Source organism: Acidovorax facilis, from assembly GCF_050626955.1.
GTDB lineage: Bacteria > Pseudomonadota > Gammaproteobacteria > Burkholderiales > Burkholderiaceae_C > Acidovorax > Acidovorax facilis.
The window spans coordinates 4386897-4412047 of the sequence record NZ_CP192460.1; the positions used below are offsets into that span (position 1 = coordinate 4386897).

A 25151-nucleotide genomic window follows, 5' to 3' on the forward strand; every position below is an offset into this window, starting at 1 on the left:
AAGATCCAGAAAGCTCTGGATGAATGGCCGCCAGCGTAACCAGCCAGCCCGGAAATCCGGGCGTAGCGTCTGTAAAGGACGTAAGAACCTGTTTAAGAACCAGCCTATTGCGGCACATGCAGACGCCCCCGCGCTGCAGGTAGCGCACCCAGCTCCTGAAAAGCCCGGGCGCAGCTGGCTGAAAACAGCAGCACCGCCGATGAGAAATAGATCCACATCAGCAGCACCACCAGCGACCCCGCTGCGCCATAGGCCGACACCACTGCCGCCGTGGCCAGGTACCAGGCCAGCAGCTGCTTGCCCACCGTGAACAGCGTGGCGCCCACCACGGCCCCGGCCATGATGCAGCGCGGCGGCGGCTTGGCCCCGGCGCCAATGCGCATGAGGCCCACAAACAGTGCCACGGCAAAGCCAAAGGCCACCACTTCATTGACCAGCTGCATGGCCGGTGCCAGCGGCGCCAGCGCCAGTCGCGATCCCGCCCAGCCCGCCAGCAGGTGGATCAGCGTGGACAGCGCCAGCGACACCAGCAGCAAGAAACCCAGCGCCAGCACGTAGGCCAGCCCCCGCAGGCGCAGCGACGCCATGCGCCACCAGGCGGCCCGCTGCGGCAGGGGGCCTTCGCCGCGCCACAGGTGCTCCAGCGCCGACTGCAACTCGACAAACACCCCGGTGGCGCCTGAGACCAGCACCACAAACCCCACCAGCGATGCCAGCCGCCCCTCGGCCGGGGCCTGCGCACTGGCCATCGCCTGCCGCACCACGTCGGCCACCTGCTGCCCCATCACAGCCTGCACCTGTGCGATGAGATTGCTTTCCAGATAGCTGCGGTCCATCCACCAGCCCAGCACCCCCACCAGCAACAGCAACAGGGGCGCCAGGCTGAGCATGCCGTAGAACGACATGGCGGCGCTCATGCGCAGCCCGTCGGCGTCCAGCCAGAGCGTGGTGGCTCGCCAGAAAGGCTGGAGCAGGGTCCACACGGGTTTGACAAGGCGCAGTGCGCGGCGCTTCAGGGAGGGTGCTGCCATATGCGGCTAGCCTACGGCGGCAGCCCCCGCGCGTCCACCCGCGTTTCGCTGCAACTGCGGTAGGCCCGATCCCACATCGATCCCATAGCCCCCTGCAACAGTGGCCCAGCCTGTTGCCCAGGTGACCCGCCAACCCCCACGCGCGCGGATATTCTCAGGGCCGACACCCATCCACCCGGAGACACCGCCCCATGCACCCCCACGCCTTTGCCCACCTGCGCGCCGCACTCCAGACCCACGTCGACCAGGGTCTGCTGCCCGGCGCAGTGGCCCTGGTGCACCACCAAGGGCGCACGGTGCTGCACGAAGCCGTAGGCGCCCAGCGGCCCGGGGCAGGCGCGCCCGCCATGGCGCCCGACACCGTGTTCCGCATCTACTCCATGACCAAACCCATCGCCTCGCTGGCAGCGCTGATGCTCATGGAAGAAGGCCGCCTGCTGCTGTCGCACCCTGTCTCGCACTACCTGCCGGCGTTTGCGGGCCAGCGGGTGTACGACGAAGCCACCGGCACCACCACCCCCGTGCAGCGCGAAGCCACGGTGCACGACCTGCTGCGCCACACCGCCGGGCTGAGCTATGCGTGGGAGGCCGGCACGGTGCCCGACCAATACCGGGCGGCCCGCGTCGGCTCGCGGCGCCACAGCAATGCCGAGTTGGTCGCCGCGCTCGGCCCGCTGCCGCTGGTGCACCAGCCTGGCAGCTGCTGGGAATACAGCCGCGCCACCGATGTGCTGGGTGCGGTACTGGAGGTGGTCGAAGGCGAGAGCCTGGGCACCCTCCTGAAACGCCGTATTCTGGAACCCCTGGGCATGCACGACACGGGGTTTTCGGTACTGCCCCACCGCCTGGCCGACCTCGCCGAGCCGTTCGCGCGCGACCCGCAGACCGGGGCCGAAGTGGCGTTGATCGATGTCTCGGCCCCGCCCGCGTTTGAATCCGCTGGCGGCGGGCTGGTGTCCACCGCCAGCGACTACGCACGCTTTTTGCAGCTGATGCTGGGCCAGGGCACCGTACAAGGCCCGGACGGCCACACCCTCCGCCTGGCCAGCCGCGCCACCGTCGGTTTCATGACCGCCGACCACCTGGGCAGTATCCCCCCGGTGGGCGACATCCTGCCCGCAGGCTACGGCTTTGGCCTGGGCGTGGCCGTTCGCAAGGCCACCGGCCTGGCATCCAGCCCCGGTTCGACAGGCACCTACAGCTGGAGCGGACTGGGCGGCACCTTCTTTTTGGTAGACCCCGCCGAAGACCTGTTCGCCATCCTGCTCACCCAGGCGCCGGGCCAACTGCGCACCCTGTGCGAGCTGTATCCGGCGCTGGTGTACGCGGCGCTTTGATGAGCACACCTCCTTGAGGAGCTGCGTCCCAGGCCGGGGCAGCGCCAGCTGCAACCGCTGCGCATGGCAACGGAGGCCACGGCTTACACTCAACGCCCAATCACGGCACGCGACGCAGCTCCACCCGCAGCACGCATACCCGTCTCCCAGACCTCTTTTTTGAACCTATGCAGATCCGCTGCGCACTGGTCGGCATGCCCGGCTCCGGCAAATCCACCATCGGCCGCCAGCTGGCCCACCGGGCGGGGGTGCCCTTCATCGACCTGGACCACCGGCTGGAACAGACCATCGGCACCACCATCCGCAGCTTCTTCGAGGCCGAGGGCGAAGCCCGCTTTCGCGACCTGGAGTCGCAGGCCCTGGCCGACGTGGCCGGGCAAGCTGGTGGCATGGTCCTGTCCACCGGCGGCGGCGCCGTGCTGCGCCCCGAAAACCGCGAAACCCTGCGTCAGTTTGGCAACGTGCTGTACCTGCGCGCCTCGCCCGAAGAAATCTACCGGCGCGTCAAACACGACCGGACCCGCCCCCTGCTGCAAGGCGGCAACCCCATGGACAAGCTGCGCGACCTGTACGCCCAGCGCGATGGCCTGTACCGCGAAACCGCCCACTACGTCATCGAAACCGGCCGCCCCACTGTGCACACGCTGGTCAACATGATCATGATGCAGCTGGAGATGGCGGCGGGGGCACAGGGGGAGCAAGTGCCGCACGGCGCGTCAGATGCCCCAACCTTTTCGGGCGCGCCGCACGACGACCGCGTTTGAATTATTTGCTATTAAATCAATAGCTTTTTGCGCTTTACCGGCAAGCGCTAGCCGCCATTTTCATGCCCCCTGCAGCAGCGAGCAGCTCCCTCTACCGCGCCTGCAACTGCCCCTCAAACACACAGGCAGCGCCCCGATAGGCACCGCAACCCGTCTCGGACACCCAGGCCCGGCGCCCGTCGGCATCCACCCGCACCTGGACCTCGCAAGCGGCAGCGTCGGGTTCGGGCCGGTAGGGCTTGAGCACCAAGGTGCCTCGTTGCCACTGCCCCAGGCTGTCCAGACCGCCGCTGCACTGCGGCGATCCAACCGTGAGCGCTGCCGCCACCACGCCGCGTTCAGTATCCAACACGATGAGTCGTAACTGCAACTGCCCCACCAAGGCCGGGCCTTCCCACTGCGCCGCCAGGCGGCTGGCTGGCAAGGTCGAACTGGCGGCAAGAGCAGGCGCCTGGGCCTGGGCCCAGCAGACGGGCTGGGCCAGTGCCAGCGCGGCGCACAGCGCTTTTGGTGCTCCAGCACACGCCACGCTGCGCGCCACGGCACCAAAACGTACAAGGGGACGAAGTCGAGCGGACAAGGAACAAGTCATGGCAGGGGTCGGGCGTTTCAACGGAAGTTGGCGGGCACTATGCGCTGCTCAATGTACTGCCACAGGTAAGCCGTGTAAGCCTTGGCTGCACTGCCGTCGTGGGCGTCGATCATCGCCTGGCGCTTGTCGGCATCAGCCACGTGGTTTTTCAGCAGGCCTTCAGCGCGCGCATCGGTCAGCGTGCCTTTGAGGATTTGCGCGGCACCATTCGCCCCCTCGTGGTGGACCAGATAGATGTACTGCGCTTTCTTGTCTGCGGACAGATCGGCAGGCACCAGAGGGGTGCCATCCTCGTTGGTGCGGGCGCTCAGTTGGGTGAAGTAACCCTTGTCCAGCTCAGCCGCAGCCACGATGGAGGTGGTGGCGTCAAAGCGCAAGTTCAGCAGCGCAGCCCGGTCCACCACCTGGTTGGCATTGTTCACCTGCCCCAGGGACTTGGCCTGTTCATTGACGTAGCTGCCCGGCTTGGTGGCCGATTCGATCCAGGTGCTTTCCAGAAATTGCGTCAAGCCCCCAGCCTTGCTGGTGGTGTTGTAGCTCTGCGGGTCCCAGGTGGCCGAGAGTTCACGGCGCAGGGCCTTCCACTCGGCGGCCCCTGCCTTGTCCAGCTTGGCTTTTGGGTCCAGCTGCGGATGCAGCTCGCCAAAAAAGCGCTGGTTGGTGGCATCGTCCAGACGCTTGCCGCGCAGCGGGCCCGCTTCTGCAGATATCACGGCCGCAATCGTGGCGCGTGGGTAGCCCGTGCGATCCGCAGCCAGGGTAATGGCGTCGCGGTAAATCTCGTTCACGCCCAGGCGCAATGGATCGGTCCGGTCGCGCTCGGCATTCCGCAACGCGGTCAAGGCATTGGGCGCAGGCACGGTGCCAGCCCCCCAGAACGGCGTGGAGTTGGCGCTTTGCGCGGTGTTGCTGCTGGCGGTGGGGTTGAGGGTGTCGGCCTGCGCCAGCATCAAGCCGGATTGCAAAGACGTCGCGGTGCTTTCGTTAGCAAAGCCCGTCTCCTGAGACAAACTGGGGTCCGTGGGTGCTGTAGCAGCGCCACTGCCGGACAGTGCCCAAGTACTGGTGTTGGTAGTGATTTGCATGGTGAAGAGCTGTCGGTATTGATCCATCCCTGGGCACGATGGGCACTGGGCCTCAGGCCATCCCTTGGGGCATCTGCCACTTGATGCAGCCATGGGGGATGAACGTGATTGAACCGGTTTTACCTTCGTATAGCTATACAGGCGATTCCTAGCTAGGAATCTCCCTAGCTGGGAAGAACACCTACCCACAGAGAGAAGAACCGCCCGGCCACACCAAGGGCTCGGGACGGAACCCTGCGTTCGATCTAGCGGAAAGTCTGGTCAGGAGTCTTGATCGGGCAGCCAGAGCTTTCGCCCTGCCTGTCGAGGGACTGTTCAGCGGAACCGCCCTGGCTTGGACAGGCCCAGCCCGAAGGGGTGGGGGGGAACGGGCGGGACAAAGGACGAGGGCAACCAGTGCGACACGAGGTCACGAGGTCACGAGGTCCTCAAAATCAAGCCGAATCAGCCTCCAGCGCTTTATCCGCAAGCGCAAATTGCTACACAATTAACAGCAAGATGCATCCAATGGCATCACAGATTAGGCGCCAGCAACCGCTCCAACACCTTCTCATCCATCCCACGGCGCTGGGCCATGTCGTGCAGCTGGTCTTCGCCGATCTTGCCGACGTTGAAGTACACGCTGTCGGGGTGGCCGATGTAGAAGCCGCTCACGCTGGCGGCGGGCATCATGGCCAGGCTTTCGGTGAGCGACATGCCGATCTCGCCAGCCTGCAGCACGCGGAACAGGTCGGTCTTGGCGCTGTGGTCGGGGCAGGCGGGGTAGCCGGGCGCGGGGCGGATGCCCTGGTACTTCTCGGCAATCATGTCGTCGTTGCTCAGCGCTTCACCGGCAGCGTAGCCCCACAGGTCGGTGCGCACGCGGTGGTGCAGGGCTTCGGCAAAGGCTTCGGCCAAGCGGTCGGCCAGGCTCTTGAACAGGATGGCCGAGTAGTCGTCCAGCGCGTCGATGAAGGCCTTTTCCTTCTTCTCGATCCCGAGGCCCGCCGTCACGGCGAACATGCCTGCGTAGTCGGCAATGCCGCTGCTCTTGGGCGCTACAAAGTCGGCCAGGCAGCGGCTGGGGCGGGTCACGCCGTCGATGGTGTGTTTCTCGGCTTGCTGGCGCAGGCCGTACCAGGTCATGGCCACTTCGGTGCGGGTGTCGTCGGTATAGAACTCGATGTCGTCATCGTTCACGCTGTTGGCGGGCAGCAGGGCCATCACGCCGCTGGCCGTGAGCCACCGGCCTTCGATGATCTTCTTGAGCATGGCCTGCCCATCGGCAAACACACGCGTGGCTTCCCCGCCCACGATCTCGTCGGTGAGGATGGCGGGGTACGGGCCGGCCAGGTCCCAGGTCTGGAAGAACGGACCCCAGTCGATGTACTTGGCCAGCTCGCCCAGGTCGAAGTTCTTGAACACGCGGCGGCCCAGCGCGCGCGGCACGGTGGGCTGATAGGCCGACCAGTCGATCGGCGTCTTGTTGGCGCGGATCTTGGCCAGGGGCCACAGGGGCGTGGCCTTTTTGTTGGCGTGCTGGGTGCGGACCTTGTCGTAGTCCGCGTTGAGCTCGTCCACGTAGTTCTGCACGCCGTCGCCCAGCAGGCTCTGCGCCACGCTCACGCTGCGCGAGGCGTCGGGCACATAGACCACGGGGCCTTCGTAGTGCGGCGCGATCTTGACGGCGGTGTGCACGCGGCTGGTGGTGGCGCCGCCGATCAGCAGCGGGATCTTCTTGATGCGGAAGTGCTCGTCCTTCTGCATCTCGCCCGCCACGTACTGCATTTCTTCGAGGCTGGGGGTGATCAGGCCCGACAGGCCCACGATGTCGGCGCCCTCCACCTTGGCGCGCGCCAAAATCTCGTGGCAGGGCACCATCACGCCCATGTTCACCACCTCGAAGTTATTGCACTGAAGCACCACGGTGACGATGTTCTTGCCAATGTCGTGCACGTCGCCCTTGACGGTGGCGATGACGATCTTGCCCTTGCTGCGCACATCGCGCCCGGCCAGTTCGTCCTGGCGCTTTTCTTCCTCGATGTAGGGAATCAGGTGGGCCACGGCCTGCTTCATCACGCGCGCGCTTTTCACCACCTGGGGCAAAAACATCTTGCCCGCACCAAACAGATCGCCCACCACGTTCATGCCGTCCATGAGCGGGCCTTCGATCACGTGCAGCGGGCGGCCGCCCTTGGCCAGGATCTCGCGGTAGGCCTCTTCGGTGTCTTCGGTGATGAAGTCGGTGATGCCATGCACCAGCGCGTGCGACAGGCGTTCGCCCACGGTCTTGGGGTGCTCGGGCGTTCCGCGCCATTCGAGCTTCTTGCTTTCGTCCTTGGCGCCGCTCTTGGCGGTTTCGGCGATCTCGACCAGGCGCTCACCAGCATCCGGGCGGCGGTTGAGCACCACGTCTTCCACGCGCTCGCGCAGCACGGGCTCCAGGTCGTCGTACACGCCCACCATGCCCGCGTTGACGATGCCCATGTCCATGCCGGCCTTGATGGCGTGGTACAGAAACACGGTGTGGATGGCTTCGCGCACCGGATCGTTGCCACGGAAGCTGAACGACACGTTCGATACCCCACCCGACACCTTGGCGCCGGGCAGGTTCTGCTTGATCCAGCGCGTGGCCTCGATGAAATCGACGGCGTAGTTGTTGTGCTCTTCAATGCCGGTGGCTACGGCAAAGATGTTGGGGTCGAAGATGATGTCCTCGGGCGGGAAGCCCACTTCATCGACCAGGATGCGGTAGGCGCGTTCGCAGATTTCGATCTTGCGCTCGTAGGTGTCGGCCTGGCCTTTTTCGTCAAACGCCATGACCACGGCAGCGGCGCCGTAGCGGCGCACCAGGCGCGCCTCGTGCTTAAACTTGTCCACGCCCTCCTTCATGGATATGGAGTTGACGATGCCCTTGCCCTGCACGCAGCGCAGACCGGCCTCGATCACCTCCCACTTGGAGCTGTCCACCATGATGGGCACGCGGGCGATGTCGGGCTCGGATGCGATGAGCTGCAGAAAGCGCACCATGGCGGCCTTGCTGTCGAGCATGGCCTCGTCCATGTTGATGTCGATGACCTGGGCGCCGTTCTCCACCTGCTGGCGCGCCACGGCCAGGGCTTCTTCGTACTGGCCGTTCAAAATCATGCGCGCGAACGCCTTGGAGCCGGTGACGTTGGTGCGCTCGCCGATGTTGACGAACAAGGTGCCCTCGCCAATGGAGACGGGCTCCAGACCGGACAGCTTCATGGGGGGCAGGGATACAGCAGACATAGGACTCACTCACCTGTGCAGGGGCAGCAGAAAAACAGGTGAGCGTCGTTGCGGTGTACGGTGGGGTGCGCGGGGCCCAAGCCTGACGAATCGCCATGCACCAAGCCGGGCATGGCAAGTCGCTGCAACGCTCCTTGGGCCGAGGGGCGATTGTAAGTTGCCCGCCCGGGATCAGCGCACTGGGCGGCGGCCCCGGAGTGCGGCCAGCAGCATCAAGCCAGCCATCAGCCACAAAGCCCACTCGGACAACGACGGAATCGCGCTCGCGGCCACTGCCGTGATGGTGTCGGTATCGGTGGCGCTGTTGTTGCCGGGGTTAGGGTCGGTCATGCCACCCGGGGCCGCGACCGTCGCGGTGTTGACCAGTGTCCCCGTTGCCGACGCGCTCACCGTGGCGGTGACGGTGTAGGCCACCGATCCGCCCGCAGGCAGATTGACCACGTCGTTGATGTTGCCGCTGCCCGCCGCCGTGCAGGTGCCGCCGCCGGAGCCCACGCAGGTCCAGGTGCCGGTCAGCACGGCGGGCAGGGTGTCTGCCACCGTCGCGCCAGGGGCGTTGGACGGTCCGGCATTGCTGACGGTGATGGTGTAGGTCACCGAGCCGCCAGCGTTGGCCGTAGTCACGCCATCGGTCTTGGTGATGGTCAGGTCGGCTTGCGATGCGATGGTGTCGGAATCCGTGGCGCTGTTGTTGCCCGGATTGGGGTCGGTCACCCCGCCCGGCGCTGTCACCGTCGCGGTGTTCACCAGCGTTCCGCTGGCCGCAGCACTCACTGTGGCGCTCACCGTATAGGTCACCGATCCACCGGCGGGCAGGTTGACGCTATCGTTGATGTTGCCGCTGCCCGCTGCCGTGCAGGTGCCGCCACCCGCGCCTACGCAGGTCCAGGTGCCGGTGAGCGCTGCGGGGAAGGTATCCGCCACCGTGGCCCCCGACGCATTGGACGGCCCCGCGTTGCTGGCGGTGATGGTGTAGGTGACAGAGCCGCCAGGTATGGCCGTGGTCACGCCGTCCGTTTTGGTAATGGACAGATCGGCCTGCGGCGTGATGGTGTCGGAGTCCGTGGCGCTGTTGTTGCCCGAGACGGGATCGGTCACTCCGCCCGGCGCTGTCACCGTCGCGGTATTGGCCAGCGTCCCTGTGGCCGCTGCACTCACCGTGGCGCTGACGGTGTAGGTAACCGATCCTCCGGCGGGCAGATTGACGGTGTCGTTGATGTTGCCGCTGCCTGCGGCGGTGCAGGTGCCGCCACCCGCGCCCACGCAGGTCCAGGTGCCGGTGAGTGATGCGGGGAAGGTGTCCGCCACCGTGGCCCCCGGCGCATTGGATGGCCCCGCGTTGCTGGCGGTGATGGTGTAGGTGACCGATCCGCCCGGCGTGGCCGTGGTCACCCCGTCGGTCTTGGTGATGGCCAGATCGGCCTGTGGCGTGAGCGTGTCGGAATCGGTGGCACTGTTGTTGGCGGGAACCGGGTCGTTCACGGCGGACGTCACTGTCGCGGTGTTGGTCAGCGTTCCGGTCGCAGAAGCGTTGATCGTGGCGCTCACCGTGTAGGTGACCGATCCCCCCGCTAGCAGGTTGACGCTGTCGTTGATGTTGCCACTGCCTGCGGCGGTGCAGGTACCGCCGCCTGCGCCCACACAGGTCCAGGTGCCGGTGAGCACGGCGGGAAAGGTGTCCGCAACCGTGGCGCCGACGACGGGGTCCGGCCCTGCGTTGCTGGCGGTGATGGTGTAGGTCACCGACCCGCCCGGGACGGCCGTGGCCACACCATCGGTCTTCGTGATGGACAGGTCCGCATCTTGGGCATGCGCCGCGGTCGCAGCCACCATGGCCAACAAGAGCGCAGTGAGCCACAGCAAAACACGTTGGAGCATGGCGAAGTCCCGATTCGAAGTGGAGGGGTGACCAAAGTGTAACGCCACGTTTCCACCCGGAATCTTCGTGCATGGCGGCACGCGCTGACCGCGCGTCCCGCGGTTGAAGCGGTTGAAGCGGTTGAATCGCTCTCAACGCACCGGCAGGAACTGCAGGAACGTGCCGCCCACAATGCCCTGCACATAGCTGATGGCGGCGCGGCGGTACTTTTCGGTGGTCAGGGCAGCCAGCAGGTCGAGGCGCGCGATGATCTTGCCAAACTCGCGCTCAAAGCTCAGGTTGCGGCCCTGGGGGCCGATCTCGTCCGCCAGCAGCAGTGGCTGGCCCTGGGCGTTGCGGCGCTGGGCCAGCAGCCACACGGCGCTTTCCACATTGCGGGCGGCGTTGTAGAGGTGCTGGGCATCCATGCCGTCGAGCAAGAAGAATTCGATCTTTCCGCCATGGGCAGTGATGATCATGTCGGCCGTGGCATGGATGAAGGCTGCCACGCGGTCCCCGGTGAACTCCGGCGCGAACGCGAAGCCCATCGCGGCAATGTCGCGCCGCCCCTGCAGTGGTGCCCAGGGCTGGCGCTGCAGGATGGCTGTGCGCACCTGCTCCGCGGCGTACTCGCGGCTGGTGGCGCTGGTTTTGCGCCATTCGGCGGGGTTGCGGCGGTAGAGCTTGTCCATGAGGCGGAACAAGCCCTCCAGGTTCTCGTGCATGGCCAGCGTGGCCACGCGGTTCATGTCGGACTGGGCCAGCTCGGCGGGCGTTGTGGCGGCACCCTTGACCTCGCCGCGTGGCGTGGGCGCATTCGCCGCGCAGCCTGCGAGCACGGTGCACAGCAGTGCACACGATGACATCCACAGGATAGAAAGGAACGGCCCACGCATGGGGGCCGATTATCGGGCGCAGTGTGGGCGCCTCACAGCCGGTTAACACTGTTTGAAGATCTCAGGCCACGGCCCTGAATCCCGTTGCCTCAGCAGCGGTCTGCGCTGTCGGGGTTGGGGATACCCTCGATCGGGCACTCCTCGGTGCCCACCATGGGCCGCGTGATGGCCTCCACGGCCTTGCGCGTGCCTTCGGGGTCAGTCACCCAGCGGGTGTAAAAGTCATACGGGCAGGCGGCCACACCCTGGTCTCCACCGCCGGAGTTGATCAGCCCGGTGTAGCCCCGGTGCAGCAGCTTGAAGAGGTGGTTCTCGGACTGCCCGTTTTTGCGGAAGTCGCGGATCAGGCTCTTCGACAACGCGGCGTACTGCACGCCGTAGTCCTCCTCGCCGCATTCACCGAGCGTTCGGCCATCAAAGCCAATCAGGGCGCTGTGGCCGAAGTAGCTGTATACGCCGTCAAACCCGGCGGCATTGGCCACGGCCACATACGTGTTGTTGGCAAAGGCCATGGCCTTGCTCATCAGAATCTGCTGCTCCTTGGCGGGGTACATGTAGCCCTGGCACCGCACGATCAACTCGGCACCCTTCATGGCGCAGTCGCGCCAGATCTCGGGGTAGTTGCCGTCGTCGCAGATGATGAGGCTGATCTTCAGGCCCTTGGGGCCTTCGCTGACGTAGGTGGTGTCCCCGGGGTACCAGCCTTCGATGGGGGTCCAGGGCATGATCTTGCGGTACTTCTGCACGATCTCGCCCTGGTCATTCATGAGGATCAGGGTGTTGTACGGCACCTTGTGCGGGTGCTCCTCATGGCGCTCGCCGGTGAGCGAGAAGACGCCCCACACCTTGGCCTTGCGGCAGGCGGCGGCGAAGATTTCGGTCTCTTCACCCGGTACGGTGGCCGCCGTGTCCATCATCTCCTGGGCGTCGTACATGATGCCGTGGGTGCTGTACTCCGGAAAGATCACCAAGTCCATGCCGGGCAAGCCGGTTTTCATGCCCACCAGCATGTCTGCGATCTTGCGCGCGTTGTCCAGCACCTCGGCCTTGGTATGCAGGCGCGGCATCTTGTAGTTGACCACCGCCACGCCGACGGTGTCCTTGCTGCTTGAAATATCGCCGTGAATCATGGTGAAGCATCCCTATCAATGAGAAATCATCCAGGGCCGTTTGCTCGGAAACGCCTTGGCGCCGCTGGGCGCCGTTACCGTGGCCTTGCGGCTTTGCGATGACGAACAGCAGCCACAGCCTGCAGGGTGTTTGAGGCGGGCGTAGTCGCCCGAGCGCTGCGGCTCGTGCCGCGCTCGCTCGTTGGTGGCGATGGCGCTGCGCGCGGACGCGCTCATGAGTGCCAGGCGCGGCGCGGTGGCAAACACGCGCGGCGATGCTGCGCCGCAGTCTGGGCAGGCAGCGGGTTCGTTGCGGTCGGCCAGCAGGCGAAAGGCATCAAAGCCGCCACACTGGGCACAGGCGTAGTCGTAGGTGGGCATGGCGGGTCCTTCTGCAGCAATGGTGTTTGACTGTCAGACCAGGTCGGGCGACAGCGGCATGGCCACCGAGCCATCCAGGTGCTTGATCGGCCCCGCCGCACTCGGGTTGATGTCAAAGTCAAAGATCTGCGTGGGCAGCCACAGCGTGGCGCAGGCGTTGGGCACATCCACCACGCCGCTGATGTGGCCCTGCACCGGGGCTGTGCCCAGGATGGAATACGCCTGCGCGCCCGAATAGCCAAACTTCTTGAGGTACTCGATGGCGTTCAGGCAGGCCTGGCGGTAGGCCACGTTCACGTCCAGGTAGTACTGCTTGCCACTCTCGTCCACGCTGATGCCCTCGAAGATCAGGTAATCGTTGTAGGTGGGCGTGATGGGGCTGGGCTTGAAGATGGGGTTCTTGATCCCGTACTTGGCCATGCCGCCCTTGATGAGCGTGACCTTCATGTGCACCCAGCCTGCCATCTCGATGGCGCCGCAAAAGGTGATCTCGCCGTCGCCCTGGCTGAAATGCAGGTCGCCCACCGACAGGCCGGCGCCGTCCACATACACCGGGAAGAACACCTTGGCGCCGCGCGACAAATCCTTGATGTCGCAGTTGCCACCATGCTCGCGCGGGGGCACCGTGCGGGCGCCTTCGGCAGCCGCTTTGGCCTTGGCATCGCCCGTGAGGCGGCCCATGTGGGCCGTGCCCGCCGAGGGTGGGTTGGCCAGCCCGGCCGTGGGGTCTGAGTCGATGAGCGCCTGCTCGCGCGCATTCCACTGCTCCAGCATCTTGCGGTCGGGCAGGCAGCCAATCAGGCCGGGATGGATGAGCCCGGCGTACTTCACACCAGGCACATGGCGCGAGCTGGTGAACATGCCATGAAAGTCCCAGATGGACTTTTGCGCCTGCGGGAAATGCTCGGTCAAAAAACCGCCGCCGTTGTTCTTGCTGAAAAAGCCGTTGAAACCCCACAGGCTGTCCTGCTTGGCACCAATGTCCAGCAGGTCCACCACCAGCAGGTCGCCCGGCTCGGCGCCCTTCACGCCCACGGGGCCGCTGAGGTAGTGCACCGTGGTCAGGTCGATGTCGCGCACATCATCGGCGCTGTCGTTGTTCTTGATGAAGCCGCCCGTCCAGTCAAACGTCTCCAGCACGAACTCATCGCCAGGATTGACCCAGCAGGCCATGGGAATGTCTGGGTGCCAGCGGTTGTGGATGTTCTCGTTCTCGGTGGGCGACTTGCTCAGATCGACCTTGATCAGGGTTTCAGCCATGGCGTGCTCCTTGGAAGGGTTGGGTGGAAGAAGGAAAAAGCGAGAAAAAATCCCGGCCTTACATGGCGCATTGCCGCCGAGACCGCCACGGCCGAGGCCAGGGACGCCAAGCAAGGGCCGCCCCGCAGCGAGGGCGTCGTCCCCCTTGAGGGGGAAGGCGCCGAAGGCGACTCAGGGGGTGTTTCATACCGACAGATAGGCTTTGATGCGCTGCTGGTCGGTGTCGGCGCGGGCGGTCTCGTGCACCAGGCGGCCGCCCTCAATGACGAACAGCCGGTCGGCCACGTCCATGGCAAACGACAGCACCTGCTCGCTCACCACGATGGTGATCTGGCGCAGCTTGCGGATCTCGTTGAGCGCCTTGGCGATGTCCTTGATGATGGAAGGCTGGATGCCCTCGGTGGGCTCGTCGAGCAGCAGCACCTTGGGGTCGGTGACGAGCGCTCGCGCAATGGCCAGTTGCTGCTGCTGCCCGCCCGAGAGGTTGCCGCCCTTGCGCCGGCGCATGTCCCACAGCACGGGAAACAGTGCGTAGATGTCTTCGGGAATCTGTCGCGTCTTGGAGTTTTCCAGCCCGGTCTCGATGTTCTCTTCGACCGTGAGGGTCGGGAAGATCATGCGGCCTTGCGGCACATAGGCGATGCCCTTGGCCACGCGGCGAAAGCTCTCGTCCTTCGTCACGTCCTGGCCTGCCACGGTGATCTGGCCGCTCTTGACGGGCATCACGCCCATGAGGCTCTTGAACAGCGTGGTTTTGCCCATGCCATTGCGGCCCATGATGGCCACGGTCTCGTTGGCACGGCCGTCAAACGAGATGCCGTGCAGCGCCTCGCTCTGGCCGTAGGCCACAAACAGATCTTTGACTTCCAGCATGCGATGCTCCTGTGAAGGAATGGGTTGCTCAGTGGCCCAGGTACACGTCGATGACCTTGGGGTCCGCCTGCACCTTCTCCATGGGGCCTTCGGCCAGGATCTTTCCCTGGTGCATCACAGTGACCTTGTGGGCAATGCGCTTGACGAACTCCATGTCGTGCTCAATGACGATCACCGCGCGGTTCTTGCAGATGCGCTGCAGCAGCTCGGCCGTCAGCTCACGCTCGCGCGCGCTCATGCCGGCGATCGGCTCGTCCAGCATCAGCAGCTCGGGCTCCTGCATCAGCAGCATGCCGATCTCCAGCCACTGTTTTTGCCCGTGGCTCAGCAAGCCAGCCTCGGTATCGAGCTTGTCGCCCAGGCCAATGTCTTCGGCCACCACTTGCACACGCGCCTTGACCTCATCGGTGCACTTGAACGCCAGCGCGCCCAGCACCGAGCGGCCTGCGGGGTAAGACACCTCCAGGTTCTGGAAGACCGACAGGTTCTCGTAGATGGACGGCGTCTGGAACTTGCGCCCGATGCCCAGCCGCACACGCTTGTGCTCTGCCATGCGGGTAAGTTCTTCGTTCTTGAACTTGATGCTGCCGCCCGTGGCGCGGGTCTTGCCGCAGATCAGATCCAGCAGCGTGGTCTTGCCCGCGCCGTTGGGGCCGATGATCACGCGCAGCTCGTTCTTGTCGATGTACAGCGTGAGGTCGTCGATGGCCTTGAAGCCGTCGAACGACACGGTCAGGTCTTCAATGGCCAGCGCGAAGTCGGTGTTGCTCATGAGGAGTGCTCCGGTGGTTTCAGACGCCCTGGCGGCTCACGCCATCAGGCAGCGTGGCGGCGGGTGCTGGCGACGCTGCCGCAGCGGTGCTTGTATCCATAGGCGGGCGCGCCGCGGATGGTCGGCCTTGCTCCGATGCCTGGCGCAGCGCTTCGCGGCGGCCCTTCCACCAGGGCACCACATGGCTCTCCCACAGGCCCGCCAGGCCCATGGGGAAGGCCATGGTCACGCCGATGAAAAGCCCGGCCATGAGGAACAGCCACAGCTCGGGAAAGCTCTCGGAGAAATACGTCTTGCCCGCGTTCACCAGCAAGGTGCCATACACCGCGCCCACCAGGCTCATGCGCCCGCCCACGGCGGCGTAGATCACCATCTCGATGGACGGCACGATGCCTACAAAGCTGGGCGACATGAAGCCCACCTGCAGCGAGAACATGGCGCCCCCGATGCCCGACAGCGCGGCGGCCAGGCAGAAGGTGAAGACCTTGAAATTGGCCACGTCGTACCCCGAAAAGCGCACGCGGTCTTCCTTGTCGCGCATGGCCAGCAGCAGCGTGCCCACCTTGCCGGTCTGTATCCAGCGGCACAGGATGATCGAGCCTATGAGCAGCGCCACGCACACGTAGTACAGGATGTATTTGGCGCTGTCGGTGCGCGTGTCCCAGCCCCACAGCGTCTTCAGATCCGTCATGCCGTTCACGCCACCGGTGTAGCCCTGCTGGCCGATGATGAGCACCGTCAGAATCAGCGCCACGGCCTGCGTGATGATGGCAAAGTACACACCGCCCACACGGCGCTTGAACATCGCAAAGCTGATGATCCAGGCCAGCAGCGTGGGCACGACGATCACGGCCGCCAGCGCAAACGGCAGGCTCTTGAACGGAATCCAGAAGCTGGGCAGCTCGGTGATCTGGTTCCAGTCCATGAAGTCGGGGATGCCGGGCGTGGACTGGATCTTGGTGCTGATGGGGTCTGACGCTTCGAGCTTGAGGAACATGGCCATGGCATAGCCCCCCAGGCCAAAGAACACGCCCTGCCCCAGACTGAGCACGCCGCCGTAGCCCCACACCATCACGAGGCCAATGGCCACGAAAGCGTAGGTGAGGTACTTGCCCACGAGGTTCAGCCGAAAGATGTCGAGCGCTAGCGGCAGCACCACGGCCAGCAGCACGGTGAGCAGTACCAGGCTGGCGAGCTGGTAGCGCAGGATCCAGGCTTTGAGGGCGTTCATGCGGAGACTCCGGTGGGCTCGAAGGAAATGGACAGTTGGGCGAATTTCATCGGCGAACTTTGGAGGCGAACAAGCCCTGTGGCCGCACCATCAGGATCAGCACGATCAGCGACAGCGTGATCATCTTGGCCATGGAGCCCGCCATGAAGAACTCGGTGATCGACTGCGTTTGCGCAATCCCGAAGGCCGACACCACGGTGCCCAGAAGGCTGGCCGCGCCGCCAAAGGTCACCACCAGGAAGGCGTCCACGATGTAGAGCGAGCCCGATGTGGGGCCGGTGGAGCCGATGGTGGTAAACGCCGCGCCCGCCACGCCGGCAATGCCGCAACCGATGGCGAAGGTCAGGCGGTCGGTCTTTTGGGTGTCGATGCCAATGGCGTTGGCCATGACGCGGTTGCTCACCGTGGCGCGCACCCGCAGGCCCCAGCGGCTTCTGTGCAGGGCCAGCAGCACGCCCCCCGTGACCACCGCCGTCAGCGCCAGCACAAACAGGCCATTGATCGGGATGTCCAGCCCCTCGGCGGGCGCCCACGAGCCCAGCAGCCAGTCGGGCAAGGTGGGGCTGACCTCCTTGGGGCCGATGAAGGTGCGAAAGCATTGCTGCAGGGCCAGGCTGATGCCCCAGGTGGCCAGCAGGGTGTCCAGCGGGCGCTTGTACAGGTGGCGGATCAGCCCCCATTCCACCAGCCAGCCCGCTACAAACGCAAACCCAAACGCCGCCACGATGGCCAGCGGAAAGTAATACGGAATCATTTGCGGCGCATGGTTGGCCGCGAGGGTGGAGCCCAGGTAGATCGTATAGGCGCCAATGGTCATGAACTCGCCATGGGCCATGTTGATCACGCCCATCTGCCCAAAGATGATGGCCAGGCCCAGCCCCATGAGCAGCAGCACGGCAAACAGACTCAGGCCCGCAAAGCCCTGCATCAGGCCGATGTTCATCATTTCGGAAAAGGTCATGTTGCAGCTCCTGCGTGGGCAGCGTTGGAAAACGAACAGCGGTGCCATGGGGCGGCCTCTTGCGAGGGACACCGAGAAGGGCCGCCCCGCACCGAGGGTGTCGTCCCCCTCCCGCGCAGCGAGAGAGGGGGAAGCGGCGCAGCCGCTCAGGGGGTGACTTCCTACTGATACCCTTTGGGAAATGGATCCGGCTTGATCAGCGCAGGCGACTCAGACACCACCTTGAACGAAGCATCCGGCATGCCCATGGCGATGCGCGACTTGCTCCACAGGTGGTGGTTGGCGTCCACCTTCACATAGCCCTCGGGCGCGGTGGTCAGCTCGATGCCGGGCGACGCGGCCACCACCTTGTCCACGTCAAAGCTCTTGGCTTTTTCGACCGCCGCCTTCCACAGCCAGGGGCCCAGGTAGCCCGCCTGCGTCACGTCGCCAATCACGGCGTCCTTGCCGTACTTGGCCTTGAAGGCCGCCACAAACTTCTTGTTGTTCTCGTTGTCGAGCGACTGGAAGTACTTCATCGACGAGTAGAAACCGTTGAAGTTCTCGCCGCCCACGCCGGTCATTTCGTCTTCGGTGACCGACAGCGTGACCAGCAGTTGCTTGTCGCCCGTGATGCCCGCGGCCTTGAGCGCCTTGTAGAACGCCACGTTGGAGCCGCCCACCACCGCCACAAACAGGCAGTCGGGCTTTTGCACCTTGATCTTATTCATCAGCGAGCCGAAGTTGGTGCTGCCCAGCGGGTAGTACTCCTCGCCCACGACCTTGCCCTTCTGGAAGTTCTCGATGTGCTTGCGCGCAATCTTCATCGAGGTGCGGGGCCAGATGTAGTCGGAGCCGATGAGGAAGAAGGTCTTGGCCTTCTTCTCGGTCTTGGCCCATTCCAGGCTGTACAGAATCTGCTGGGTAGCTTCCTGGCCCGTGTAGATCACGTTCTTGGATTGCTCCAGGCCTTCGTAGAAGGTGGGGTAGTAGAGCAGGCCGTTTTCTTTCTCGAACACCGGCAGCACGGCCTTGCGCGAGGCGCTGGTCCAGCAGCCAAACACAGCGGCGCAGCGGTCGTTGATGAGCAGCTTCTTGGACTTTTCGGCAAACGTGGGCCAGTCCGACGCACCGTCTTCCTTGATCACCTTGATTTTGCGGCCCAGCACACCGCCCATGGCGTTGATCTGGTCAATGGCCAGCTGTTCAGCCTGGATGGAGCCGGTTTCGGAAATCGCCATGGTGCCCGTGGCCGAGTGCAATTGGCCCACGGTGACTTCGGTGTCGGTGATGGCCAGCTTGGTGGTGTTGACCTGCGCCGTGGGCTGGCCAAACGACCAGGCAGGCAGGCCCGCCACGGAAGCGGCGCCCAGCGCCTGCAGGATGCGACGGCGGCCGGGTTCGGCCTGGGCGGAGTCACTAAAGCGGGGGTCGGACGGGTGGCTCATAAAGACGCTCCTTGCAGGATCGGTGTGAATGAAGGGACGGGACCAAAGCGGGTTGTGTGCGCTGTGGAATGAAGGTTAGGGACAACCCTTGAATGCGCCCATACGTCAATTAACGTAGGGCTGCGTACGCCCCTCGGTGCACGCACTGCAAATAGACCTACGCACGGCAATGCGAGCACCTGCAACGCCCCAACGCGGTGCGCGCCTAGAACGCTTCTTGCTTTGTGCTGGGCATGGCCTCACCACAAGCACCCGATGCCCAGAGCGCACCACAAACGATTTTTCGTTTCCGGCGCGAGTACAACGCCTGGGTGGCCGACGAGACCATGGAGGACTACGCACTGCGCTACACGCCCAAGAGCTTTCGGCGCTGGAGCGAATTCCGCGTGGCCAACACGGCGTTCGGTTCGCTGTCATTCCTGGCACTGGAGGCCATTGGTGGCGCGATTGCGCTGAACTACGGCTTCAGCAACGCCATGTGGGCCATCCTCACCGTGGGCTTGCTGATCTTTCTGACCGGCCTGCCCATTGCCTACTACGCAGCGCGCTATGGGCTGGACATGGATTTGCTCACGCGCGGCGCAGGTTTTGGCTACCTGGGCTCTACCATCACGTCGCTGATCTACGCAGTGTTCACGTTCATATTCTTTGCGCTGGAGGCTGCCATCATGGCGCTGGCGCTGCAGATGGTGGTGGACTGGCCGCTGGAGTGGTGCTACATCGCGTCGTCGCTGGTGATCCTGCCGCTGGCCATGCGTGGCATCACGCTGATCTCGCGCCTGCAGGCGTGGACGCAGCCGCTGTGGCTGTTCTTGCTGCTGCTGCCCTTTGTGTGGATTGCGCTGGCCCAGCCGCAGCTGTACCGCGACTTTGCGGGACTGTCGGGCCTCAAGAGCGGCAGCAGCCAGTTTGACCCGCTCATGTTTGGTGCAGCCGCGGCGGTGATCTTTTCACTGGTGGTGCAGATTGGCGAGCAAGTGGACTTTTTGCGCTTTCTGCCCGAGCGCACTGCCGCCAACCGCCTGCGCTGGTGGGGCGCGGTGCTGGTGGCGGGGCCGGGCTGGGTGGTGATGGGCATGCTCAAGATGGCGGGTGGGGCCTTTCTAGCGTTTGCCGCGCTGCAGTTCGAGGTGGGCGCCCAGCGCGCCGCCGAGCCCACGCAGATGTTCCTCGCAGGCTTTCACCAGGTCATGCAGGCGCTGGGCCTGCCGGGGCTGGCGGTGGCGGTGACGGTGGTGTTTGTGGTGGTCTCGCAGATCAAGATCAATCTCACCAATGCCTACGCGGGCTCGCTGGCGTGGTCCAATTTTTTTGCGCGCGTCACCCGCAGCCACCCCGGGCGTGTGGTGTGGCTGGTGTTCAACGTGTTGATCGCCACCTTGCTGATGACGCTCGGGGTGTTTGGCGCGCTGGAGAAAGTGCTGGCCGTGTACAGCAACGTGGCCATTGCCTGGGTGGGTGCGCTGGTGGCAGACCTGGTCATCAACAAGCCACTGGGCCTGTCGCCCAAAGGCATCGAGTTTCGGCGCGCGCACCTGTATGACTTCAACCCCGTGGGCCTGGGCGCCATGGTGCTGGCGGCCACGGTGGCCTGCTGTGCCTATGCAGGGCTGCTGGGCGAAGAGGCGGCCGCGTTTTCGCCCTTCATTGCGCTGGTGCTGTCGATGGCGCTGGCGCCGCTGCTGGCCTGGCTGACGCAGGGCCGCTACTACCTGGCGCGCGCTCCCGGCAACGAGTGGCGGCCCGGCGAGATCGTGCGCTGCGCCGTGTGCGAGAACCAGTTCGAGTCCGAAGACATGGCGCGCTGTCCGGCCTATGCCGCGCCCATCTGCTCGCTGTGCTGCTCGCTCGAATCGCGCTGCCACGACCGCTGCAAGACCGGATCGCGCGCGGCCGACCAGCTGCGCAACGTGGTGGAAGCCTTGCTGCCGCAGCGCTGGGCCATCAAGGTGAACTTTCGCCTGGGGCAGTACCTGATGGTGATGGTGTCGCTGTGCGCGGTGATGGCGTTTCTGGTGGGCGTGGTGTATGTGCAGGAAAGCCTGCAGACGCCGGTGCCCGGCCAAATGCTACAGATGCCGTTTCTCAAGGTGTTTGCGCTGCTGGCGCTGCTGGCCGCCGTGTGCGCGTGGTGGGTGGTGCTGAGCACCGACAGCCGGCGCATGGCGCAGGACGAGTCGGAACGGCAGACGCAGCTGCTGCTGCAGGAAATCGAAGCCCACAAGCGCACCGACGCCGAACTGCAGGCGGCCAAGGACCAGGCCGAGTCCGCCAACCAGGCCAAGACGCGCTACGTGGCAGGCATGACGCACGAGCTGCGTTCGCCGCTCAACAGCATCCTGGGCTACACACAGATCCTGCTCAAGAACCCGCACACCGAGGGCTGGATGCGCGAGACGTTGTCCACCATGCAGCACAGCGGCCAGCACATGCATGCGCTCATCGATGGATCGCTGGAGCTGGCGCGCATCGAGGCGGGGCGCCTGCGGCTGGACATGGCCCCCCTGCCACTACCCGAGCTGATCGAGAACATCGAAGCCATGCTGCGCCCGCAGGCTGAGGCCAAGGGCCTGCACTTTGTGGTGGAGACGCTGGGCACCATGCCCGGGTGGATACGGGCCGACGCCAAGCGGTTGCGGCAGATTCTGATCAACCTGCTGTCTAACGCGGTGCGGTTTACCGAGCGCGGCGAGGTGCGGCTGCGCATGGACTTTCGCCAGCATGTCTCGCGCATCGAGGTGATCGACACCGGCATCGGCATCGAACCGCAAGACCTGGAGCGCATCTTTGTGCCGTTTGAGCGCGGCAGCGCCGGGCGCCGCGCCAGCGAGGCGGGCACGGGCCTGGGCCTGACCATCACGCACCTGCTTGCCGAACTGATGGGTGGCCAGCTCACGCTAACCAGCACCCCCGGCCAGGGCAGCACTTTTACCGTGCGGCTGTACCTGCCCAGCATTGCGGTAGACCCGGCCTGGACCACGCCCAGCCGCGCAACACTGCGCCCCGTGATCGGCTACCTGGCGCCCCGGCGCACGCTGCTGGTGGTGGACGACCAGCCCCTGCAGCGCCAGCTGCTGGCCGGCCTGCTGGTGCCCCTGGGTTTTGAGGTGCGCGAGGCCGCCAGCGGGCGCGAATGCATCGAGATCGTGCGCCAGACACCGCCCGACCTGGTGCTGCTCGATATCACCATGGATGACCTGGACGGCTGGCAGACCGCCACCCTGCTGCGCGAGTTGCGGCCTGCGTCCGAGCTGCCCATCGTGTTCGTGTCGGCCAATCTGTTCGAGCACGAGGCCTCACGATTGGCGGCGCAGCAGTGCCAGGCTTTTGTCGGCAAGCCGGTGATCGAATCCGAACTGCTCCAGGCGCTGGAGCACGCGCTGCAGCTGGAATGGGTGCGCGACAACACGCCGCTTGCGCCCAGCCCCGAGCCCGCCGCGGGCCCCGCCAACCCGAACGACACCCCGGCCACGCTGCCCGACGAACTGCGCGAAGACCTGACCCGCCTGGCGCGGTCTGGCCAGGCCGCCGCGCTGCGCGAGCGGCTGCGGCGCGCACGCGGCGACCTGCCCGGCCATGCCGCCACGCTGGCGCTGCTGCAGGCCAGTGCCGACCGCTTCGACTTTGAGACCCTGGCCCACCACCTGCGCGAGCCCGAAGAGGGAACCCTATGAACGACGAATCCCATCCAGACCAGCAGGTCAGCCAGCGCGTGATCCTGGTGGTGGACGACGCACTCGACACCCTGCGCATGCTGTGCGACGCCCTGGCCGCCGAGGGCTACGCCGTGCTGGCCGCGCGCGACGCCGAAGAAGCCCTGCAGCGTTTTGACCTGACCGTGCCCGACGGCGTGCTGCTGGACGCCGTGATGCCCGGCATGGACGGCTTTGCGCTATGCCGCCAGCTCAAGGCCACGCCGCCCTGGTCGCACGTTCCGGTGGTGTTCATGACGGGCTTGTCGGACACCGAGCAGATCCTGCGGGGCTTTGCCAGTGGCGGGGTGGACTACGTGGTCAAGCCCCTGCGCATCCCCGAGGTGCTGGCCCGGCTCGCCACCCATGTGCGCAACGCCCAGGCCACGCGGCTGGCGCGCGAGGCGGTCGACGTGGCCGGGCTGGGCGTGGTGGTGCTGGACGGCCAGGGCCGCGTGGCCTGGCGCTCCCCGCAGGCATTGCGCTGGCTGGAAGCCGCCTTTGCCGCCGACCCCGCCCCCGCAGATGCCGCCGCTGCCTGGCTGGTGCGCGCGCAAACCACCGGCGACCAGACCCTGGCGCTGGCCGACGGCCGCCAGTTGCTGGCCCGCCATCTGGGCGCGAGCGGCCTGGCCGAGTCGATGCTGCTGCTCAGCCGCACCACGCCCGAGGCCACCGCCCCGCGCCACCTGCAGCAGGTGGCCCTGACGCCGCGCGAGACCGAGGTGCTGTCGTGGCTGAGCAAGGGCAAGACCAACCGCGACATCGCCGACATCCTGGGCATGAGCCCGCGCACGGTGAACAAGCACCTGGAGCACATTTTTGAAAAGCTGGGGGTGGAGACGCGCACCGCCGCAGCCGCCATTGCGGGGCAGTTGTTACAGGTTTGAGCTGGTAATTTGGCCCAAATCGGCCTCTAGCGCTTATCCATCAATTGCAATCAGCTATAACATTAATAGCAATTTGCAATCTCAAGCAGACACTGGCTCCATGGCCGACGCCGGCAGGCCGAACAGGTGGTCGAACACCCAGTTGAAAACAAAGGTGTAGCAAAGGAAGAACACGATCAGCCCCAGGTCCATCACAAACGCGTGCCACAGGGTGATGTCAAACCACCAGGCAAACAGCGGCACGAGGGTGAAGACCAGCCCGCCTTCAAAACCGATGGCATGCGCCACGCGCCGCGCAACGCTGCGACCGCGCACGGGCTGGCGAGCTTCCCAGCGCTCAAACGCCCAGTTGAAGACGATATTCCAGACAATGGCAATCACCGAGGCTGCCACGGCCACCACGCTCGAATGGCCCGCACCCTGGCCCGAGAGCAAGGCCAGCCCGGCCGTGGCCGCCGCGATGGCGATCAGCTCGTACAGGCTCACATAGATCAGTCGGCGCTTGAGGCCCTGCAGGCCGAAAAGGGTGGGTTGCTTGTCCATGGGGGCGACTTTATGTGCCTGCAGCTGATATATATAGTCAGCTTGTTTCAGTTTATTTGATAGATCACACCCATGGCCTTCTCTTCAGACAGCGTGCAGGTGTTCCTGGCAGCGCTGGACCACGGCTCTTTTTCGGCGGCGGCGCGGGCGCTGTCGCGGGTGCCGTCGGCCGTGAGCATGACCATTGCCCACCTGGAAGCCGAGCTGGATGTGCAGCTGTTTGACCGCAGCGGTCGCGAGCCCAGGCCCACCGCCGCCGCACGCGCGCTGGAACCGCAGGCCCGGTTGCTCGCCGGGCAGCTGCAGCAGCTCAACGCCCAGGCGCTGGCGCTGACGCAGGGGCTGGAAGAGCGGCTGACGCTGGCCATCGCGCCCGAGCTGCTGGCCGCCCGCTGGACAGGCCCCCTGGCCACGCTGGCATCTGAATACCCGCTGCTGCAGGTGGAGGTGCTGACCGCCCCGCAGGTGGATGCGCTGGCGCTGCTGCACAGCGGCCGCGCACAGCTGGCGCTGGTGTTCGAGCGGCCCAGCATCGACGGGCGCGAGGGTTTTCAGGAGGTGGGCACCGAAACCCTGGTGGCGGTGATGGCGCCGGACCATGCGGTATTGCAGGGCGCGCGCGCCTCGGCCCTGGCCCGGGGCGAGCCGCCCGAGCGCGCCATGCTGCGCGAAGAACACCTGACCACCACGCGCCAGATCGTGGTGGCCAGCCGTGACCTGGGGCAAACCGACCCCCGTTTTGTATTTGCCCGCCACCACTGGCGCACCGACAACCACCTGGCCGCGCTGGGCATGATCGAAGCAGGCCTGGGCTGGGGCTGGCAGCCCCGGGCGTTGGTGCAGCCGCGCATCGAGGCGGGGCGGCTGGTGGAGATGCCGTTTGAGAACCTGAGCAACGGCACCGCCCTGTGGGTGGATGTGGTGTGGTCGAAGGAGCGGCCGCTGGGCCTGGGCGCGGCGCGGTTTGTGGCGCTGATGGCCACGGCGGCCAAGGCAGCACCCCGCTGAGCGCTCCTGCAAGGCAGGCGCTGCCCGCCCCCATGCGCACCCAGAAGGCAAGGGAGCGTTGCCGCAAAAGCAAATGCGAATTGTTTGCATTTGCATGGATAATGGCGGCCTTTCATTTGCACCCGCCCGTGCCCCGTTCAACGCGACCTCTCTCCCGTGCGGCGGTTTGCACGGCGCGCGGGAGCTAGC

At 65.3% G+C, this 25151-nt stretch carries 20 protein-coding genes and 1 riboswitch; of the genes, 5 read left to right on the plus strand and 15 right to left on the minus strand.

Going from position 1 to position 25151, the window contains the following annotated elements:
* Window positions 1-104 precede the first annotated feature (104 nt).
* Window positions 105-1031 carry a YihY/virulence factor BrkB family protein gene (locus tag ACQ4MJ_RS20120; protein ID WP_121507908.1) on the minus strand — a complete coding sequence of 309 codons (927 nt, stop codon included), beginning with the start codon at window positions 1029-1031 and terminating at the stop codon, window positions 105-107.
* 191 nt (window positions 1032-1222) lie between these two features.
* Here ACQ4MJ_RS20120 and ACQ4MJ_RS20125 point away from each other — a divergent pair, with 191 nt between their 5' ends.
* Window positions 1223-2368: a serine hydrolase domain-containing protein gene (locus ACQ4MJ_RS20125; RefSeq protein ID WP_431151509.1), complete on the plus strand. Its 1146-nt coding sequence runs from the start codon at window positions 1223-1225 to the stop codon at window positions 2366-2368.
* 167 nt (window positions 2369-2535) lie between these two features.
* The gene (locus ACQ4MJ_RS20130; protein WP_055398746.1) at window positions 2536-3132 is read left to right on the plus strand and encodes a shikimate kinase; all 597 of its coding nucleotides are present in this window, start codon (window positions 2536-2538) and stop codon (window positions 3130-3132) included.
* Window positions 3133-3223: 91 nt separating this feature from the next.
* Here ACQ4MJ_RS20130 and ACQ4MJ_RS20135 read toward each other — a convergent pair whose 3' ends face one another.
* From ACQ4MJ_RS20135 to urtA, 13 genes are all read right to left on the minus strand, one after another.
* On the minus strand, window positions 3224-3724 hold the full coding sequence (locus ACQ4MJ_RS20135) for a hypothetical protein (RefSeq protein WP_431151508.1): 501 nt from the start codon (window positions 3722-3724) through the stop codon (window positions 3224-3226).
* A gap of 17 nt (window positions 3725-3741) precedes the next feature.
* A complete protein-coding gene (locus ACQ4MJ_RS20140; RefSeq protein WP_431151507.1) occupies window positions 3742-4809 on the minus strand; it encodes a hypothetical protein in 1068 nt (355 codons plus the stop codon).
* 513 nt (window positions 4810-5322) lie between these two features.
* Window positions 5323-8037 carry a methionine synthase gene (metH, locus tag ACQ4MJ_RS20145; protein WP_431151506.1) on the minus strand — a complete coding sequence of 905 codons (2715 nt, stop codon included), beginning with the start codon at window positions 8035-8037 and terminating at the stop codon, window positions 5323-5325.
* A 57-nt stretch (window positions 8038-8094) separates the two neighbouring features.
* A riboswitch (S-adenosyl-L-homocysteine riboswitch) is annotated at window positions 8095-8203 on the minus strand.
* A 29-nt stretch (window positions 8204-8232) separates the two neighbouring features.
* Window positions 8233-9939, minus strand: coding sequence for an IPTL-CTERM sorting domain-containing protein (locus tag ACQ4MJ_RS20150; RefSeq protein ID WP_431151505.1), 1707 nt, complete (start codon window positions 9937-9939; stop codon window positions 8233-8235).
* Window positions 9940-10071: 132 nt separating this feature from the next.
* The gene (locus ACQ4MJ_RS20155) at window positions 10072-10815 is read right to left on the minus strand and encodes a hypothetical protein (protein ID WP_431151504.1); all 744 of its coding nucleotides are present in this window, start codon (window positions 10813-10815) and stop codon (window positions 10072-10074) included.
* Window positions 10816-10904: 89 nt separating this feature from the next.
* The gene (locus ACQ4MJ_RS20160) at window positions 10905-11945 is read right to left on the minus strand and encodes an aliphatic amidase (protein WP_431151503.1); all 1041 of its coding nucleotides are present in this window, start codon (window positions 11943-11945) and stop codon (window positions 10905-10907) included.
* A 15-nt stretch (window positions 11946-11960) separates the two neighbouring features.
* Window positions 11961-12305, minus strand: coding sequence for an FmdB family zinc ribbon protein (locus ACQ4MJ_RS20165; RefSeq protein ID WP_057228095.1), 345 nt, complete (start codon window positions 12303-12305; stop codon window positions 11961-11963).
* A 33-nt stretch (window positions 12306-12338) separates the two neighbouring features.
* Window positions 12339-13565 (minus strand): formamidase, encoded by a 1227-nt coding sequence (fmdA, locus tag ACQ4MJ_RS20170; protein WP_121507917.1) that lies wholly within the window; start codon window positions 13563-13565, stop codon window positions 12339-12341.
* Window positions 13566-13748: 183 nt separating this feature from the next.
* Window positions 13749-14438 carry an urea ABC transporter ATP-binding subunit UrtE gene (gene urtE / locus ACQ4MJ_RS20175; protein ID WP_057228091.1) on the minus strand — a complete coding sequence of 230 codons (690 nt, stop codon included), beginning with the start codon at window positions 14436-14438 and terminating at the stop codon, window positions 13749-13751.
* A gap of 28 nt (window positions 14439-14466) precedes the next feature.
* On the minus strand, window positions 14467-15210 hold the full coding sequence (gene urtD / locus ACQ4MJ_RS20180) for an urea ABC transporter ATP-binding protein UrtD (RefSeq protein ID WP_121507918.1): 744 nt from the start codon (window positions 15208-15210) through the stop codon (window positions 14467-14469).
* Between the two features lie 19 nt (window positions 15211-15229).
* Entirely contained in the window at window positions 15230-16441 is a 1212-nt protein-coding gene (urtC, locus tag ACQ4MJ_RS20185) for an urea ABC transporter permease subunit UrtC (RefSeq protein ID WP_431151502.1), read from the minus strand.
* Between the two features lie 46 nt (window positions 16442-16487).
* Window positions 16488-17402 carry an urea ABC transporter permease subunit UrtB gene (gene urtB, locus ACQ4MJ_RS20190; RefSeq protein ID WP_121507920.1) on the minus strand — a complete coding sequence of 305 codons (915 nt, stop codon included), beginning with the start codon at window positions 17400-17402 and terminating at the stop codon, window positions 16488-16490.
* A 161-nt stretch (window positions 17403-17563) separates the two neighbouring features.
* Window positions 17564-18829, minus strand: a complete 1266-nt coding sequence (gene urtA / locus ACQ4MJ_RS20195) for an urea ABC transporter substrate-binding protein (RefSeq protein ID WP_121421885.1) — start codon at window positions 18827-18829, stop codon at window positions 17564-17566.
* 233 nt (window positions 18830-19062) lie between these two features.
* On the opposite strand from urtA, the gene ACQ4MJ_RS20200 reads away from it, so the two are divergent.
* Window positions 19063-22503 carry a hybrid sensor histidine kinase/response regulator gene (locus ACQ4MJ_RS20200; protein ID WP_431151501.1) on the plus strand — a complete coding sequence of 1147 codons (3441 nt, stop codon included), beginning with the start codon at window positions 19063-19065 and terminating at the stop codon, window positions 22501-22503.
* Window positions 22500-23411 (plus strand): response regulator, encoded by a 912-nt coding sequence (locus ACQ4MJ_RS20205; RefSeq protein WP_431151500.1) that lies wholly within the window; start codon window positions 22500-22502, stop codon window positions 23409-23411. Before ACQ4MJ_RS20200 ends, ACQ4MJ_RS20205 begins: the two co-directional genes overlap by 4 nt.
* An 81-nt stretch (window positions 23412-23492) precedes the next feature.
* Here the strand turns inward: ACQ4MJ_RS20205 and ACQ4MJ_RS20210 are convergent, their stop codons facing one another.
* Window positions 23493-23954 carry a PACE efflux transporter gene (locus tag ACQ4MJ_RS20210; RefSeq protein ID WP_431151499.1) on the minus strand — a complete coding sequence of 154 codons (462 nt, stop codon included), beginning with the start codon at window positions 23952-23954 and terminating at the stop codon, window positions 23493-23495.
* A 72-nt stretch (window positions 23955-24026) separates the two neighbouring features.
* On the opposite strand from ACQ4MJ_RS20210, the gene ACQ4MJ_RS20215 reads away from it, so the two are divergent.
* Entirely contained in the window at window positions 24027-24962 is a 936-nt protein-coding gene (locus tag ACQ4MJ_RS20215; protein ID WP_121421883.1) for a LysR family transcriptional regulator, read from the plus strand.
* Window positions 24963-25151: the final 189 nt, after the last annotated feature.

What these genes read in the sequence shown, in the direction of transcription:
- ACQ4MJ_RS20120 (WP_121507908.1), bottom strand. Translation starts at nt 1,031, where the DNA reads ATGGCAGCACCCTCCCTGAAGCGCCGCGCACTGCGCCTTGTCAAACCC.
- ACQ4MJ_RS20125 (WP_431151509.1), top strand. Translation starts at nt 1,223, where the DNA reads ATGCACCCCCACGCCTTTGCCCACCTGCGCGCCGCACTCCAGACCCAC.
- ACQ4MJ_RS20130 (WP_055398746.1), top strand. Translation starts at nt 2,536, where the DNA reads ATGCAGATCCGCTGCGCACTGGTCGGCATGCCCGGCTCCGGCAAATCC.
- ACQ4MJ_RS20135 (WP_431151508.1), bottom strand. Translation starts at nt 3,724, where the DNA reads ATGACTTGTTCCTTGTCCGCTCGACTTCGTCCCCTTGTACGTTTTGGT.
- ACQ4MJ_RS20140 (WP_431151507.1), bottom strand. Translation starts at nt 4,809, where the DNA reads ATGCAAATCACTACCAACACCAGTACTTGGGCACTGTCCGGCAGTGGC.
- metH (WP_431151506.1), bottom strand. Translation starts at nt 8,037, where the DNA reads ATGAAGCTGTCCGGTCTGGAGCCCGTCTCCATTGGCGAGGGCACCTTG.
- ACQ4MJ_RS20150 (WP_431151505.1), bottom strand. Translation starts at nt 9,939, where the DNA reads ATGCTCCAACGTGTTTTGCTGTGGCTCACTGCGCTCTTGTTGGCCATG.
- ACQ4MJ_RS20155 (WP_431151504.1), bottom strand. Translation starts at nt 10,815, where the DNA reads ATGCGTGGGCCGTTCCTTTCTATCCTGTGGATGTCATCGTGTGCACTG.
- ACQ4MJ_RS20160 (WP_431151503.1), bottom strand. Translation starts at nt 11,945, where the DNA reads ATGATTCACGGCGATATTTCAAGCAGCAAGGACACCGTCGGCGTGGCG.
- ACQ4MJ_RS20165 (WP_057228095.1), bottom strand. Translation starts at nt 12,305, where the DNA reads ATGCCCACCTACGACTACGCCTGTGCCCAGTGTGGCGGCTTTGATGCC.
- fmdA (WP_121507917.1), bottom strand. Translation starts at nt 13,565, where the DNA reads ATGGCTGAAACCCTGATCAAGGTCGATCTGAGCAAGTCGCCCACCGAG.
- urtE (WP_057228091.1), bottom strand. Translation starts at nt 14,438, where the DNA reads ATGCTGGAAGTCAAAGATCTGTTTGTGGCCTACGGCCAGAGCGAGGCG.
- urtD (WP_121507918.1), bottom strand. Translation starts at nt 15,210, where the DNA reads ATGAGCAACACCGACTTCGCGCTGGCCATTGAAGACCTGACCGTGTCG.
- urtC (WP_431151502.1), bottom strand. Translation starts at nt 16,441, where the DNA reads ATGAACGCCCTCAAAGCCTGGATCCTGCGCTACCAGCTCGCCAGCCTG.
- urtB (WP_121507920.1), bottom strand. Translation starts at nt 17,402, where the DNA reads ATGACCTTTTCCGAAATGATGAACATCGGCCTGATGCAGGGCTTTGCG.
- urtA (WP_121421885.1), bottom strand. Translation starts at nt 18,829, where the DNA reads ATGAGCCACCCGTCCGACCCCCGCTTTAGTGACTCCGCCCAGGCCGAA.
- ACQ4MJ_RS20200 (WP_431151501.1), top strand. Translation starts at nt 19,063, where the DNA reads ATGGCCTCACCACAAGCACCCGATGCCCAGAGCGCACCACAAACGATT.
- ACQ4MJ_RS20205 (WP_431151500.1), top strand. Translation starts at nt 22,500, where the DNA reads ATGAACGACGAATCCCATCCAGACCAGCAGGTCAGCCAGCGCGTGATC.
- ACQ4MJ_RS20210 (WP_431151499.1), bottom strand. Translation starts at nt 23,954, where the DNA reads ATGGACAAGCAACCCACCCTTTTCGGCCTGCAGGGCCTCAAGCGCCGA.
- ACQ4MJ_RS20215 (WP_121421883.1), top strand. Translation starts at nt 24,027, where the DNA reads ATGGCCTTCTCTTCAGACAGCGTGCAGGTGTTCCTGGCAGCGCTGGAC.